General features: G+C 68.5%; 17 protein-coding genes and 1 pseudogene. 15 read left to right on the top strand and 3 right to left on the bottom strand.

What is annotated here, in order from left to right; all coding sequences use genetic code 11:
- The 3 genes and pseudogenes from VB734_RS06170 to menB all read left to right on the top strand — a co-directional run.
- A pseudogene (locus VB734_RS06170) lies at positions 1-177 on the top strand (CopD family protein); the annotation flags it as partial.
- A 477-nt stretch (positions 178-654) separates the two neighbouring features.
- On the top strand, positions 655-1,209 hold the full coding sequence (locus VB734_RS14640) for a thiamine pyrophosphate-binding protein (RefSeq protein WP_416238042.1): 555 nt from the start codon (positions 655-657) through the stop codon (positions 1,207-1,209).
- Positions 1,206-2,102 carry a 1,4-dihydroxy-2-naphthoyl-CoA synthase gene (menB, locus tag VB734_RS06160; RefSeq protein ID WP_322781671.1) on the top strand — a complete coding sequence of 299 codons (897 nt, stop codon included), beginning with the start codon at positions 1,206-1,208 and terminating at the stop codon, positions 2,100-2,102. The genes VB734_RS14640 and menB overlap by 4 nt, the downstream gene beginning before the upstream one ends.
- Here menB and VB734_RS06155 read toward each other — a convergent pair.
- Positions 2,033-2,320, bottom strand: a complete 288-nt coding sequence (locus tag VB734_RS06155; protein ID WP_322781672.1) for a response regulator — start codon at positions 2,318-2,320, stop codon at positions 2,033-2,035. The genes menB and VB734_RS06155 overlap by 70 nt on opposite strands.
- Here VB734_RS06155 and VB734_RS06150 point away from each other — a divergent pair.
- The 8 genes from VB734_RS06150 to VB734_RS06115 are packed head-to-tail and all read left to right on the top strand — an operon-like array spanning position 2,319 to position 8,416.
- Complete coding sequence (locus VB734_RS06150; RefSeq protein WP_322781673.1) at positions 2,319-2,576, top strand: hypothetical protein; 258 nt, start codon at positions 2,319-2,321, stop codon at positions 2,574-2,576. The two genes, VB734_RS06155 and VB734_RS06150, sit on opposite strands and share 2 nt — an antisense overlap.
- A 26-nt stretch (positions 2,577-2,602) precedes the next feature.
- On the top strand, positions 2,603-3,865 hold the full coding sequence (locus tag VB734_RS06145; protein WP_322781674.1) for a lipopolysaccharide biosynthesis protein: 1,263 nt from the start codon (positions 2,603-2,605) through the stop codon (positions 3,863-3,865).
- On the top strand, positions 3,865-4,824 hold the full coding sequence (locus VB734_RS06140; protein WP_322781675.1) for a glycosyltransferase family 2 protein: 960 nt from the start codon (positions 3,865-3,867) through the stop codon (positions 4,822-4,824). Before VB734_RS06145 ends, VB734_RS06140 begins: the two co-directional genes overlap by 1 nt.
- Positions 4,821-5,897 carry a glycosyltransferase family 2 protein gene (locus VB734_RS06135; protein ID WP_322781676.1) on the top strand — a complete coding sequence of 359 codons (1,077 nt, stop codon included), beginning with the start codon at positions 4,821-4,823 and terminating at the stop codon, positions 5,895-5,897. Before VB734_RS06140 ends, VB734_RS06135 begins: the two co-directional genes overlap by 4 nt.
- Positions 5,894-6,391 (top strand): UDP-N-acetylglucosamine--LPS N-acetylglucosamine transferase, encoded by a 498-nt coding sequence (locus VB734_RS06130; protein ID WP_322781677.1) that lies wholly within the window; start codon positions 5,894-5,896, stop codon positions 6,389-6,391. The genes VB734_RS06135 and VB734_RS06130 overlap by 4 nt, the downstream gene beginning before the upstream one ends.
- Positions 6,388-6,909, top strand: a complete 522-nt coding sequence (locus VB734_RS06125) for a glycosyltransferase (RefSeq protein WP_322781678.1) — start codon at positions 6,388-6,390, stop codon at positions 6,907-6,909. Before VB734_RS06130 ends, VB734_RS06125 begins: the two co-directional genes overlap by 4 nt.
- On the top strand, positions 6,906-7,916 hold the full coding sequence (locus VB734_RS06120; protein ID WP_322781679.1) for a sugar transferase: 1,011 nt from the start codon (positions 6,906-6,908) through the stop codon (positions 7,914-7,916). The genes VB734_RS06125 and VB734_RS06120 overlap by 4 nt, the downstream gene beginning before the upstream one ends.
- Entirely contained in the window at positions 7,913-8,416 is a 504-nt protein-coding gene (locus tag VB734_RS06115; RefSeq protein ID WP_322781680.1) for an ATP-binding protein, read from the top strand. Before VB734_RS06120 ends, VB734_RS06115 begins: the two co-directional genes overlap by 4 nt.
- Here VB734_RS06115 and VB734_RS06110 read toward each other — a convergent pair.
- Together VB734_RS06110 and VB734_RS06105 are read right to left on the bottom strand one after the other, a co-directional pair.
- A complete protein-coding gene (locus tag VB734_RS06110) occupies positions 8,367-8,864 on the bottom strand; it encodes a hypothetical protein (RefSeq protein ID WP_322781681.1) in 498 nt (165 codons plus the stop codon). The two genes, VB734_RS06115 and VB734_RS06110, sit on opposite strands and share 50 nt — an antisense overlap.
- Before the next feature lie 29 nt (positions 8,865-8,893).
- Positions 8,894-9,931: a GGDEF domain-containing protein gene (locus tag VB734_RS06105; protein ID WP_322781682.1), complete on the bottom strand. Its 1,038-nt coding sequence runs from the start codon at positions 9,929-9,931 to the stop codon at positions 8,894-8,896.
- A gap of 17 nt (positions 9,932-9,948) precedes the next feature.
- Between VB734_RS06105 and VB734_RS06100 the strand changes: the two genes are divergently transcribed.
- From VB734_RS06100 to VB734_RS06085, 4 genes are all read left to right on the top strand, one after another.
- On the top strand, positions 9,949-10,635 hold the full coding sequence (locus VB734_RS06100) for a L,D-transpeptidase (RefSeq protein WP_322781683.1): 687 nt from the start codon (positions 9,949-9,951) through the stop codon (positions 10,633-10,635).
- 54 nt (positions 10,636-10,689) lie between these two features.
- The gene (gene glgA / locus VB734_RS06095) at positions 10,690-12,225 is read left to right on the top strand and encodes a glycogen synthase GlgA (RefSeq protein ID WP_197163347.1); all 1,536 of its coding nucleotides are present in this window, start codon (positions 10,690-10,692) and stop codon (positions 12,223-12,225) included.
- Between the two features lie 2 nt (positions 12,226-12,227).
- Positions 12,228-12,941: a hypothetical protein gene (locus tag VB734_RS06090; protein ID WP_197163345.1), complete on the top strand. Its 714-nt coding sequence runs from the start codon at positions 12,228-12,230 to the stop codon at positions 12,939-12,941.
- 19 nt (positions 12,942-12,960) lie between these two features.
- Positions 12,961-13,797: UDP-N-acetylmuramoyl-tripeptide--D-alanyl-D-alanine ligase (locus tag VB734_RS06085; RefSeq protein WP_323243142.1), on the top strand; the 837-nt coding region annotated here is incomplete at its 3' end.

Here is a 13,797-nt window from a genome sequence, read left to right as displayed (position 1 = left end):
GAGCAGTACAGCCTGATGGAACGGCGTCTGGCCAACATCATCACCACGCCGGGCATGGTGGTGGCCGTGGCGATGGCGGTGGGCCTCCTGCTGGTGGAGCCCCTCTGGTTGAAGCAGACCTGGATGCCCGCCAAGCCCGCCTTCGTGGCGGCGCTGCAGCGCTGGCAGCAGCGCTGTGGCTGGCCGCTGCTGGCCGATGGTCTCTCCGGCCTCAGGGGCCAGGCCGGACTCGACCTGGTGGCTGGCTATGACCTGCTGCTCGAGGACCCCGACCCTGCGCTGGCCCCCCCCCAGGTGCTGAGGCTGGGTCCCCTGCCCGCCAGCCGGAGGCTGCAGCGCTGGCTGGCGGCCTGCGGCGGCCATCAGGTGCTGATCAGCGAGGGGGATCCACGCCCCCTCGATCCCCTGGGCACGGTCCAGGCCAGCTGCGGCCACGGCCTCTCGACCTGGTGCCAGGCATTGCCGGCCCCGTTCTGGCAGGGAGGCCCCGGGCCCACGGCCAACCCGGAGGTCCTGACGCTGTGGCAGGCCGCCGAGGGCGGCACCCAGGGCTGGCTGACCACCCAGCTGACCCACGAGGGAGCCAGCCGCCGGCCCGATGAACCCAGCCTGGCCCGGGCCCTGAGTCAGCTCCTGCCGCCTGGTCTGGCGGTGATGCTGGCCAGCAGCAGCCCCGTGCGCGACTGGGAGAGCTTCGCCGATCCCAGCGGCCCCGCCAGGCCCGTCCATGGCTTCCGCGGGGCTTCGGGCATCGACGGCACGCTGTCGCTGGCGGCCGGGCTGGCGGAGAGCCTCGGAGGGCTGGTGCTGCTCAGCGGAGATCTGGCCCTGCTCCACGACGCCAACGGCTGGCTCTGGCATCACCAGCTGCGGGGCCGGCTCACCGTGGTGCTGATCGAGAACAGAGGAGGCGGCATCTTCGAGCAGCTGCCGATCCGGGCGACGGCAGGCCTGGATTTCGAACGCCTCTTCGCCATGGGCCAGCCCCTGGATCACACCGCCCTGGCCGCCGCCCATGGCGTGCCCTGGCGGCGGGTGACGGCCCTGACCGAGCTGAAGGGGGCCCTGGACTGGGCCCTGGAGCGGCCGGTGGCCCTGCTGGAGGTGAGGACCGACCGCCGGGCCGATGCCCTGTTGCGCCAGCGCCTGCGCCAGGACTGTCCGCGCCCGCGGCTCAGAATGACTCCTCCCCAGGCCCCGCCGCGATGAGCGTCGATCCCAACCCGGCTGATGCCCCAAGCCCCGGCCCAGTGCTGCCAGGGGAGAGCCTCGTGCACTGGAGCTCGGCCGCCAGCTACGAGGACATCCGCTTCGACCTCTGTGGGGAGGGGATCGCCCGGATCGCCATCAACCGTCCGTCCAAACGCAACGCCTTCCGCCCGCGCACGGTGGTGGAGCTCTACGACGCTTTCAGCCGTGTGCGCGACGACCCCCGGGTTGGCGTGGTGCTGTTCACCGGCGTGGGCCCGGCGGCCGACGGGGGCTACGCCTTCTGCGCCGGCGGTGACCAGAGCGTTCGCGGCGATGGCGGCTACCTCGATGAAAGCGGGCTCCCCCGCCTGAACGTGCTCGATCTGCAGCGCCAGATCCGTTCTCTGCCCAAGGTGGTGATCGCCCTGGTGGCGGGCTACGCCATCGGCGGCGGCCAGGTGCTGCATCTGCTCTGCGACCTCAGCCTGGCCGCGGAGAACGCTGTCTTCGGCCAGACGGGTCCGCGGGTGGGCAGCTTCGATGGCGGCTTCGGCGCCGGTTATCTGGCACGCCTGGTGGGCCAACGCAAGGCCCGGGAGATCTGGTTCCTCTGCCGCCGGTACAACGCCGAGGAGGCCCTGGCGATGGGCCTGGTGAACGCGGTGGTGCCTCTGCACATGCTGGAGGCGGAGGGGGTGCGCTGGGCCCGGGAGGTGCTGCAGCACAGCCCCACGGCGATCCGTTGTCTCAAGGCCTCCTTCAACGCCGAAACCGATGGCCTGGCGGGCATCCAGGAGCTGGCAGGCCAGGCCACCCACCTCTTCTATCGAACCGCCGAGGGTCAGGAGGGGCGCAATGCCTTCCTGGAGAAGCGCGATCCCGACTTCAGCGACGTTCCCTGGTTGCCCTGACGGGCCTGATCGGCCCGGCACAGCGCGTCCCGCAGGGCCTCCAGACGCAGCGGCTTGGTGAGGAAATCGTTCATCCCCACAGCCAGGGCCTGCTCCCGATCGGAGGGTTGGCCGCCGGCAGTGAGGGCCACGATCCAGGGATGGCCCTGATCGGCGCAATGCCGGCGGATCTCCTCGGTGGCGCCGAAGCCATCGAGGTGCGGCATCTGAAGGTCCATGACGATCAGGTCGGGATCGGCGGCGGGGCGGCCCCTGCTCGTGCAGGCGGTGGATGGTCTGATCGAGCAATCCCATGGCTGTGGGATCCAGGTCGAGCAGGGCAGCGCGGCCGCCTGGGCGGAGGCCATCCGCACCATGGCCGACTGCTCCGAGAGCCAGCGGCAGGCCTGGGCCCGGCACGGACGGGAGACGGCCGCTCCGGCCTGGGAGCAGTTCCTCACGGCCTGGGACACCCTCCTGCAGGAGTTCCGATGACCAGGCCGGGGGGGGCATCCGGCTGGATGGCGTGGCTCAGAAATCGCCTTCCCCGTGATCGCTTCGTGCGCAATGTGGGCTGGATGGGGCTCTCGGAGCTGGGGATTCGCGCCTCACGGCTGATCGCCACGATCATCCTGGCGCGTCTGTTGAGCCCTGAGGATTACGGGTTGGCCGCCATTGTGCTCACCACCCACGAATTCATCAGGGTGTTCACCCGCAACGGCATCGGCGACAAGCTGGTGCAGGCCGACGCCGATGACGTCGACGACCTCTGCGTCACGGCCTACTGGCTGAACTGGCTGCTCGGTGGGGGCCTGTTCCTGATCCAGACGGGAGGATCCTTCGCCGTGGCAGCCTTTTTCGGCAATCCAAAACTCGTGCAGCCGATCATGGCGATCGGCTGCACGTACCTGATCTATCCCCTGGGCATGGTGCAGACGGCCCTGGTGCGTCGGGAGAACCGGCTGAATGTCTTCTCCCTCACCAACCTGGCCCAGGTCGTTGCCGACAACCTGCTCACCGCTGGGCTCGCCTTGATGGGCCTGGGGATGTGGGCCATCGTGCTGCCGAAACTGCTGGTCGCTCCCATCTGGGTGGTGATGATGTACCGATACCAGTCGTGGCGGCCGGTACATGGCTTCACGATCCGGAATTGGCGTCGGATTCTCGGGTTCGGCAGCCGGATTCTCGGAGTCGAGCTGCTCAATACCCTCAGGGAAAACATCGATTACCTTTTGATCGGACGGTTCGTGGGACTGGCTCCCCTGGGGGTCTATTACTTCGCTTTCAATGCGGGTCTGGGGCTGAGCCTGAGTGCGGTGAACGCCATGGGGGTCTCGATGTATTCCGACCTCTGTGATGTGCGCTCCGACCCTCTGGAGCTCCAGCAGCGCTTTTCCCGGAATCTGAGAACAACGGCCCTTGTGATCGGTCCGCTGGTGGCGCTCCAGTCCAGCCTGGCTCCTCTGTATGTGCCGATCGTGTTCGGTGCCCAATGGGTGGAGCGGGGGGCCGTGCCGATCCTGATCCTGATCTGCCTCTCCGCGCTCTCCCGGCCGTTTGCGAACGCCGCCTCCATGCTGTTCCGCGCCGTCGGTCTGCCCCAGGTGGATCTGCGCTGGAACCTCGTCTTCACCGTGATCCTCACCCTGGCGATCCTGGCTGGAACCACCCAGGGCATCCTCGGGGTGGCTGTCGCGGTGATGGTGACCCATCTGGCCCTGCAGCCCCTGTACCTGCTCTGGGCCAGGCGCCTGCTGCTGGCTCCCTCCGGAGGGCTGACCTGATGAGCGGCCTGTCTCTCCCAAGGGTGTCGGTGGTGATCCCGGCCTTCAACGCGGAGCAGACCCTGGCGGCCACCATCGCCAGCGTGCAGTCCCAGAGCCTGAGCGACTGGGACCTTGTCGTGGTCGACGATGGGTCACGGGACGGCACGGCCGATCTCGTGCGCCGCCTGATGGCGCAGGACCGGCGCCTGCAGCTGATCGTCTCCGCCAACAAGGGGGTCTCCGCCGCCCGCAACCTGGGGGTGGCCCGCAGCCATGGGCCGGTGGTGGCCTTCCTCGATGCCGATGATCTCTGGCGGGCCGACAAGCTGGAGCGCCACCTCGACCATCTCAGCCGCATGCCGGAGGTGGGGGTCAGCTTCGCCCGGGTGCAGTTCCTCACGCCCGCGGGCGAATCCAGCGGGCAGCTCTCTCGCGCCCGACTCAGGAATCTCGAGGCTGAGCACTTCCTGGCGGAGAATCCCACCACCACCACCTCCAACTGGGTGGTGAGGCGCCGCGTGCTCGATGAGGCCGGGGGGTTCTGTGAGGAGATGAGCTACTGCGAAGACCTGGAGTGGCTGCTGCGGGTGCGCTGCTGCACGGGATGGGCCATCGAGGGTCTCAACACGGTGCTCACCTCCTACCGGACCAGTGTCGGTGGGTTGTCGGCGGATCTGGAGCGCATGGAGGCCGGCTGGGAAACCATGCTGGCGAAAGCGCGCACCTACGCTCCGGAGCTGGTGAGGCGGCACGAAGACCGTGCCCGGGCCATCCACCTGCGCTATCTGGCCCGCCGTAGCCTGCGGCTGGGTTCAGCATCCGCGCAAGGGGTCGATTTCATGGCACGGGCCCTTCGCAGTGATCCCGGGCTCCTGCTGCGTCAACCGCGCCGGACCTGGCCCACGTGGGGAGCCGTCCAGCTGCGCCGCTGGAGGAACCGCGCCCGGTCAGCCGTCGCGGGCGGAGGGCAGCCGTGAACAGCCAGCCTCTCGTGTCGGTGATCATGCCGCTCTACAACAGCGCGGCCACGGTGCGGGAGAGCCTGCAGTCGGTGATCGGTCAGACCTACCGGAACCTGGAAATCCTGGTCGTCGATGACGGCTCCAGCGACGAAGGTCCCTCGATCTGCCGGGAGTTCAACGATGGGCGTCTGCGGATCCTGGAGCAGGCGAACCGGGGGCTGGCCGGAGCCAGGAACACCGGCATCCGCCAGGCCCATGGCGAGATCCTGGCCTTTCTCGACAGCGACGACCTCTGGCTGCCCGAGAAGATCGCCCGGCATGTGGAGCACCTGCAGCGTCACCCCGACGTGGGGGTGAGCTTCTCCCGCTCCGGCTTCATCGACGAAGCGTCGCGGCCCCTGGGGATCTATCAGATGCCCCAGCTCCGTGACATCACCCCGGACGTGCTGTTCTGCCGCAATCCGATCAGCAACGGCTCGGCGGTGGTGATCCGCCGGCAGGTGCTCGAGGAGATCCGCTTCGAGGCGGCGTTCCACGGAGGCCCTGAAGACTTCTACTTCGACGATTCCTTCCGCCAGTCGGAAGACATCGAGTGCTGGCTGAGAATCGCCCTGCACACCAACTGGCGGTTCGAGGGGCTGCCCGAGGCCCTCACCCTCTACCGCGTCAGTTCCGGCGGGTTGTCGGCCAATCTGGAGCAGCAGTACGCCGCCTGGGAGCGGATCCTGACCAAGACCGCCGCCACCGATCCAGGCTTCATCCAGCGCTGGGGGCCGAAGGCACGTGCCTATCAGCTGCGCTACCTGGCCAGACGGGCGATCCGTCAGCGCCAGCCGGGCGTGGCCGTGCGCCTGCTGCATCAGTCCCTGGCCTGCCACGGGCGGATCCTGCTGGAGGAACCGATGCGGACCCTGATCACCCTGAGCGCGGCCTACCTGCTGTGGCTGCTGCCACCTGGTCTCTACCGGTGGCTGGAACGTCTCATGATCCGGATCACCGGCTCCAGCCAGGAGCGCAGGATGCGCCAGGAGGGCCAGCGGCGCCACGCCACCCTGGAGGCCACCAGCACCAGCGGAGGCCGGCGATGACGATCCTGCTGGTGTGTTCCTCCGGAGGACACTTCAAGGCGCTCCAGCAACTGCGTCCCTTCTGGGGCGAGTACCCCCACCGCTGGGTGACCTTCAGAACCGCCACCACCGAGCAGTGCCTGCAGGGGGAAACCGTGCACTGGGCCTTCAGCCCCACGAACCGCAACCTGCCCAACCTCCTGCGCAATCTCTGGCTTGCCCTGGTGATTCTGCGCCGGGTCAGACCGCGCCTGATCCTCTCCACCGGAGCCGGGGTGGCCGTGCCCTTTCTGATCCTGGGACGCCTGCTCGGCAGCCAGGTCGTCTTCGTGGAGTCGATCACCAGAACCCACACCCTCAGCCTCTCGGCACGGCTGGTGCGACCTTTTCTCCACGTGCTCTACGTGCACTGGCCCCGGCTTCAGGCCCGCTATCCCCGCTCGGAACTGATCACCGAGGAGATCCCCGACCCGGTGGAGTCCCGGCAGCAGGCTGGATCGAGGGAACAACCATGATCTTCGTCACCGTCGGAACCGAGCAGTACCCCTTCAACCGGCTGATGCAATGGCTCGAGATCCTGCAGGAGAGCCAGATTCTCCAGGAGGAGCTGGTGGTTCAGTACGGCACCTCCACGGTGCTCCCCAGCGGCTCCACGGTCTATCGGCTGCTGAAGGACGATGACTTCCGTGCGCACATCCAGCGGGCCCGGCTGGTGATCGCCCACTGTGGGGAGGGGACTGTGCTGTTGCTGGACCAGCTCAGCAAGCCCTACGTCCTGGTGCCGCGCAGCGTGCGTTTTCAGGAGCACGTTGACGATCATCAGGTGGAGCTCGCCGTGGCCCTCGAAGGCATGGCTGTGCCGATCGCCTGGTGTCCAGGGGATCTGGTGCGTTTTCTCGATCAACCCCGGCAGACCTCGATCAGCGATCTCTCCGACCACTCCGCCCGGGTGCTCTCGGAGCGCCTGCACCGCCGCTTCGGCCCCCTGCTCGGCGGCCGGGCCCTGGCCGACAGCCCTGTGTCCCTCCCATGAGCCAGTCCCCCCAGGTTCCCTCGGCCGGCCCCGCCCCGTTTGAGGTCAGCGCATGTCAGGACACCCTGCTGATCCGCCTGCCCTCCAGGCTCACCGTGGCGGAAGCCGTGCTCCTGCGCGATGCCATCCCCGCCTGGTTGGCCGATCCCCTGCTGCGCTCGCTGGTGTTCGACTTCGGCCACACCTCCGTGATCGACAGCAGCGGCATCGGCGCCCTGGTGGGCGCCCTCAAGGCAGCCCGGGCCCGCTCGATCAGCCTGGTGGCCTGGAGTGTCAACCACCAGGTGCGGCTGGCCCTGAGCATGACGGGCCTGGACGCGCTGATTCCGATCACGCCCCACACGGAGGCCATCGCCCCGGAACCCGGGCGCCGGGAGGAGCGGCGCCCCCCCCTCACCCATCCCTCGGTGCGCTCCCCTCTGAAACGGCTGATCGACATCGTCGGGGCCCTGGTGGGGCTGAGCATCACCGCCCTGCTGGTCCTGCCGATCGCCATCGCCATCCGGATCGACAGCCCCGGACCGATCCTGTTCAGTCAGGTGCGCTGCGGCTGGATGGGTCGGCGCTTCAGGATCTGGAAATTCCGCTCGATGGTGAGCAATGCCGAAGCCCTCAAGGCCTCGGTGGCCAACCAGGCGGCCGGCGCCTTCTTCAAGAACGAGAACGACCCCCGCATCACCAGGGTGGGCCGGTTCCTGCGTAAGACCAGCCTCGACGAACTGCCGCAGTTCTGGAATGTGCTGTGCGGCGACATGAGCCTGATCGGCACCCGTCCATCCACGCCCGATGAGGTCGGGCTCTACGACGTTCCGAACTGGCGTCGTTTCGATGTCAAACCAGGCCTCAGCGGCGAATGGCAGGTCAGTGGTCGCTCCTCGATCCGCCGCTTCGAGGATGTGATCGAACTGGATCTCCGCTACCAGCGGAACTGGAGCCTGCGCCATGATCTGAATCTGATCCTGCGCACGGTCCTGGTGGTTTTCAGCCCCAGAAGCGGAGGAATGTGAGCCAGGTCGACCCGCTGGACGCCCCCGCCAGGACCCTCTCCCTGCAGGTGGTGAGTCACCTCGATTCCGTCGCCGACGTGCTGGAGGGGTTCGAGCGGCTGAGGCATCCCCAGCTGCCTGAGGAACTCTGGGTGGAAGGCCAGACAGCCCTGATCGAAGGGTTCACCAATGCCGTGCGCCACGCCCACCGGGATCTCTCCCCGGCTCCGCCCGTGGCGATCGAGCTGAGCCTCTGCCGTGATCGGCTGTCGATTCAGATCGACGACCATGGCCGGGACTTCGACATGGAGGAAGCCTGGGAGCGCCTGAGCGAGCAGCTGGCACGCAGCGACTACGACCCCCTGGAGCGGGAGGCCCACTGGGGCATGGTGATGCTGCTGCGGCTGCAGCGCGACCGTGGCTGGTCGATCACCTACCGGCGGCGGAACGACAGCGGAAACCGCCTGTCGATCAGCCACCGGATTCACCCGGCGACGGCTGGAGCTGATAGCGCAGCGTGAAGCGCTCCGGCTCCCCACAGGCGGGATGCAACAGCGACCAGCGGGTCCAGATGTAGAGGTAATGATTGGTCTGGCGCGGACCCCGTCCCCAGCCGTGGGCCACCGCCTCCCCCCAGACCACGCTGGTGAGTCGCTCCCGTCGGAGCTGCTCGGGCGTCAGGGCCGCGAGATCGCCCGCGAAGCGAATCCGGCGCCCCAGGTAGAAGAAATGGGGCTCCAGTCCATCTCCGGCCACGGTCTCGGGCACGCGGAACCAGACCTTCTTGCTCTTGTGGAACATCCAGAACGCCCAGGAGCACAGCGGGGGTTCAACGCCATGGCGATCGGTGTAGAGCAGGCCGGGAAGGTCCATCGCGTCACGGCGCCGTGCCAGGGGCTCCCCAGCCTGATGGAGGCTGAGCTCGAGCGCCGTCACGGCCGCCAGTCCCACCAGGATCGCAGGACCCACCACCCGCCCGCTGAGGCCTCGCAGGACGCTCAGTCCCCCAGCACGGTGACGAGCGTGTCGCAGTCTCCTTCCGTGGCCAGGAGCAGGGCATTGTCGGCTCGGATGATCAGATCGGCGGCACTGAGATCGCCGGGGACCAGCCAGGTGCCACCGATGGCGAAACGGGGTGCCCAGGGGAATCCCGGCACCAGCCCGCCGTCGTCTGCTCCCGCCTGCAGCCCCTTCTCCACCTCCGCCAGCCGATCCGCCTCAGGGTTCACCAGCAGCAGGGCGAACACACCTTCCGCGAGACGACCCGCCAGGTCCGCCGGACGACAGAGGCCGGCGAGGCCGGTGGCGAGGTCGCGCAGGGGCCGGTCAGCGTCACAGGGATCGGTGGCGGCCCGGATCTGTCCGGCATTCAGCAGCTGAAGGACCAGCAGGGCCATGGTCCCGCCGGTGCGGCGGGACCGCTCGAACTCCTTCTGGGCCAGGCTGAGGAAGGTGTCGCGGTTGAAGAGCCCCGTGACGGGGCACCGCGCCAGCCGCTGGCGGTTGTCGGCCTCACGCTCGACCAGACCCGCGAACAGACGCAGCCAGCGACGGTGCTGCGCCGTGAAGACGTGCGGGGTCCGGTCGATCACGCAGAGCGTGCCGAGGGGCTGACCGTCAGCAGCCCTCAGCTGGGCACCCGCATAGAAGCGGATCCGGGGGTCCTCCACCACCAGAGGATTGGTGCTGAAGCGGGGGTCGAGCAGGGCATCGTTGATCACCAGCTCCTCGTCCTGGGTGATGGCATGGGCGCAGAAGGCCATGTTCCTCGGCGTCTGCTCAGCCTCCAGACCCACCTTCGCGAGGAACCACTGGCGGTCGGCATCCACCAGGGAGATCAGGGCGATCGGGGTTCCCAGGGTCTCGGAGGCCAGGGTGGTGATCCGATCGAGGTGCTCGTCCGAGGCGGTGTCCAGCAGGAGAGCCCGCTCGAGCGACCGAAGCCGGTCTTCCTCATCAACAGGAATCGGATACGCGGGGAACGGTGCCGTATTCGCTAGCTCTCTGCTCTGGGTAGCGTAGATGTCAAGAGCCACAGGACTTACGACCGCTCGTGCAGCCTCGCCTCACGTTCCCTCTGATCCCACTGTCCGCGACCCTGCTTGCGGGTGGTCTGCTGCTGCCCGGAGCTGTGATCGCTGAACCGGTCCGACCCGCGTCGCCTCCGGCCGCCTGGCATCCGCCGATCGAGCTCCGCCACACCCCGGCCCTTCAACCACAGCCGACCCAGCAGCCACCGGCGTCGACCCAGACACCAGCGCAGGCCGGTTCCAGCGCCACCCTGGCGATCGCGTCCCCGGGTCCTGAGCGCAGCCTGGTGCTCTACCGCGGCAGGAGGCAGGTGGTGGTCCTGGAGGACGGTCGTGAGCTGCGCCGTTTCCCGGTGGCCGTGGGCATGCCCGGCTGGGAAACACCTCTTGGCCGCTTCCAGGTGATCGAGATGGCGCCTGATCCGGTCTGGAAGCACCCGGTGAGCGGCAAGCTCTACCCCCCCGGTCCCGACAACCCCCTGGGTAGCCGCTGGATCGGCTTCTACCGCGACTGCGCCGGCAGGAGCGGATTCAACGGCCAGCAGCACCTGGAGGTGAAGGGCTGCGTCACCGCCGGCTTCCACGGCACACCCCAGCGCGAGACCGTCGGCCGGGCGGTCTCCCACGGCTGCGTGCGCATGTACGACGAGAACGTGCGTGACCTCTTTGAACTGGTGCGCATGGGCACTGTGGTGACCGTGCTGCCCTGAAGGGGTCACCCGGGGCAGCAAACGTAGAGTTCGGCCCTCCCCTGCGTTCTCCCCATGCGCGTGTTGTTCGCCGCCGCCGAGTGCGCCCCGATGATCAAGGTGGGGGGCATGGGCGATGTGGTGGGGTCCCTGCCGCCGGCGGTGGCGGCCCTCGGCCACGACGTGCGCACGATCATGCCGGGCTACGGCAAGCTCTGGAGTCGCCTGGAGATCCCAACCGAACCCGTCTGGCGCGGCCGGGCGATGGGCAACGACTTCGCCGTCTATGAAACCAGGCATCCCAGCCATGGATTGCCGCTCTACCTGATCGGTCATCCGGTGTTCGATCCGGAACGCATCTACGGCGGAGAAGATGAGGATTGGCGCTTCACGTTCTTTGCCAACGCCGCCGCCGAATTCGCCTGGAACCACTGGAAGCCGGAGGTCTTTCACTGCCATGACTGGCACACCGGGATGATCCCGGTCTGGATGCACCAGGACCCGGAGATCAGCACGGTCTTCACCATCCACAACCTCGAATACCAGGGACCCTGGCGCTGGAAACTCGAGCGCATGACCTGGATTCCCTGGTACATGCAGGGGGATCACACGATGGCCGCCGCACTGCTCTATGCCGACCGGGTCAACGCCGTCTCTCCCACCTATGCCCAGGAGATCCGCACGCCCGAGTACGGCGAACGTCTCGATGGCCTGCTGAATTACATCAGCGGCAAGTTGCGCGGCATCCTCAACGGCATCGACACCGAAGCCTGGAACCCCGCCACCGACAGCCTGCTGCCCGCCTGCTACAGCGCCACCGACATGGCCCCGAGGGCCACCAACAAGCGGGTGCTGCAGGAGCGCATGGGGCTGGGGGTCAACGCCGACACCTATCTGATGGGCATGGTGAGCCGCCTGGTGGATCAGAAGGGAGTGGATCTGCTGCTTCAGGTGGCCGACAGGGTCCTGGCCTATTCCGACAGCCAGATCGTGGTTCTGGGAACAGGCGATCGCCACTATGAATCGGGCCTCTGGCAGATGGCCGCCCGCCATCCCGGCCGCTTCTCCGTCTTCCTCACCTACGACGATGCCCTGGCGCGGCTCATCTATGCCGGCGCCGATGCCTTTCTGATGCCCAGCCGCTTCGAGCCCTGCGGCATCAGTCAGATGCTGGCGATGCGCTATGGCTGCATCCCGATCGTGCGCAAGGTGGGCGGCCTGGTCGACACCGTCCAGCCCCATGTGCCCGCCGACCACAGCGGCACCGGCTTCTGCTTCGATCGCTATGAGCCCGTCGACTTCTACACCGCGATCGTGCGCTCCTGGGAGGCCTACCGCCACAGCCACAGCTGGCGGGAGCTGCAGCTACGCGCCATGGCGGTGGACCACAGCTGGACCCGTTCAGCGCTCGAGTACGACGCCATGTACCGCGACGTGCGCGGAGTCAAGCAGCCCACCCCCTCGGCCGCCGATGTGGAGCAGTTCTCCCTTGGTCAGGAGGCCGACCCCAGCCTCGTCCAGGCCGAGGCTGCGGCCCAACCCACCAGGCCGGAAGGCGGCGGTGGCCCCCGCAATCCCCTCTCCGCCCTTCTGCGCCGCGGCCAGGGCTGAGCATGGAGCGCTCGGGCTCCGAGCTGCCCGTCGTCTACGAAAGTCCCTGGCGGGCCCTGGGGAGGGATCTGCGTGCGGTGGCCGCCAGCTGCGTGCTGGCCCTGAGGAGGCTGTGGCGCCGCCAGTGGCAGGGGGATCTGCCCACACCCCCGTTCTGGCCCGGGCGTCAGGCCACCCTCTTCTGGCCCGCTCTGCTGCTGCTGATCCTGGTCCTGCTGGTCCTGACCGGAGGACTGGCCGTTCGGCAGCTGCACCCGGCCGGTGTCGAGAGCCCCGTGGAGCGGGGTGGCTCAGGAGCCTCGCCAACGGTTGCAGCGCCTCCGCGGCCCACGGATCCAGCCCTTGACCCGCTGCAGACTCCGGTGGACGCCCCCGCAGATCTGCCGGAACCCACGGAACTTCCGGAACCCCCGGAACCCCTGGACGCGACGGCGGCTCCGGGCGCCGGCAGCGTTCCGATCCAGCTGCCGCAGGGCTTCCGTGACGACTCGGGCCTGGTGCTGGCGGCTCCCAACGGCGGCGGGGCGGCGCTGCTGAACCTGCGGATCTCCGAGGCCTTCCAGGGCCTGCCCGAGCAAGAACGGCAACGGCTGGCGCAGCAGTGGTGGCAGCAGGCCCTTGGCCTCGGCTACGAGCACCTGCGCCTGCTCGACCCCGACGGCGGCGAGCTGGGGCGGGACGCCGTCGTGGGCGGCGGCATGATTCTGCTCGATTGATCCGATGCGGGCGGACGCGATGCAGCTGGCGAACCTGGTGGAGCTGTGGGGCCCGCCGATCGAAGCGGCCGCCGCCGATCCGGCGGCCCGCTTCAGCCGGATCGGCACCGACAGCCGTGAGCTGGAACCCGGCTGCCTGTTCGTGCCGCTGGTGGGCGAGCGCTTCGATGGCCACCGCTTCCTGGCGGCGGCCCTGGAGCAGGGGGCGCTGGGCGCCCTGGCCCAGCGGGACCGTCTCAGCGCCGGGCAGGCCGAGGACCTGGTGCGCTCCAGCGGCGGCCGGATCTGGCTGGTGGATGACACCCAGGCGGCTTACCAGGAGCTGGGACGTCTGTGGCGCCGCCAGGGCAGCGCGCCGGTGATCGCCGTGACCGGCTCGGCCGGCAAGACCACCACCCGCGAGCTGATCAGGGCCGTGCTCTCCCCCCTCGGGCCGGTGCTTGCCAGCGTGGGTAACGAGAACAACGACATCGGCGTACCGCTCACCCTGCTCAAGGCCGGCGCTGAGCATCGGGCCGTGGTGGTGGAGATGGGCATGCGCGGACTGGGGGAGATCGAGCGGCTCAGCCGCTGCGCCGAACCCGACATCACCGTGATCACCAACATCGGCACGGCCCACATCGGCCGGCTGGGCAGCCGCGAGGCCATCGCCACCGCCAAGTGCGAGATCGTGACAGCCCTGCGCCCCGATGGGCTGGTGGTGATCCCTGCCGGTGACCCCCTGCTCGAGGCCAGCCTCGCCGCCGTCTGGAGCGGGCGGGTGATGCGCGTCGCCCTCCACGACGACCCCGCGGGCCCTCAGCCGGCCCAGCTGCTGGGCCGCCTTCAGGCCGGCGCCGACGGCGGCCGGTTGCTC

This window comes from Synechococcus sp. BA-124 BA4 (genome assembly GCF_034931165.1).
This window is presented reverse-complemented; position numbering and strand designations above follow the sequence as displayed.

Bases quoted from the DNA above. Each gene is read 5' to 3' on its own strand.
- VB734_RS06090 (WP_197163345.1), top strand. From the start codon at position 12,228: ATGGAGCGCTCGGGCTCCGAGCTGCCCGTCGTCTACGAAAGTCCCTGG.
- VB734_RS06140 (WP_322781675.1), top strand. From the start codon at position 3,865: ATGAGCGGCCTGTCTCTCCCAAGGGTGTCGGTGGTGATCCCGGCCTTC.
- VB734_RS14640 (WP_416238042.1), top strand. From the start codon at position 655: ATGCTGGCCAGCAGCAGCCCCGTGCGCGACTGGGAGAGCTTCGCCGAT.
- glgA (WP_197163347.1), top strand. From the start codon at position 10,690: ATGCGCGTGTTGTTCGCCGCCGCCGAGTGCGCCCCGATGATCAAGGTG.
- VB734_RS06130 (WP_322781677.1), top strand. From the start codon at position 5,894: ATGACGATCCTGCTGGTGTGTTCCTCCGGAGGACACTTCAAGGCGCTC.
- VB734_RS06120 (WP_322781679.1), top strand. From the start codon at position 6,906: ATGAGCCAGTCCCCCCAGGTTCCCTCGGCCGGCCCCGCCCCGTTTGAG.
- VB734_RS06155 (WP_322781672.1), bottom strand. From the start codon at position 2,320: ATGGACCTTCAGATGCCGCACCTCGATGGCTTCGGCGCCACCGAGGAG.
- VB734_RS06125 (WP_322781678.1), top strand. From the start codon at position 6,388: ATGATCTTCGTCACCGTCGGAACCGAGCAGTACCCCTTCAACCGGCTG.
- VB734_RS06145 (WP_322781674.1), top strand. From the start codon at position 2,603: ATGGCGTGGCTCAGAAATCGCCTTCCCCGTGATCGCTTCGTGCGCAAT.
- VB734_RS06150 (WP_322781673.1), top strand. From the start codon at position 2,319: ATGACGATCAGGTCGGGATCGGCGGCGGGGCGGCCCCTGCTCGTGCAG.
- menB (WP_322781671.1), top strand. From the start codon at position 1,206: ATGAGCGTCGATCCCAACCCGGCTGATGCCCCAAGCCCCGGCCCAGTG.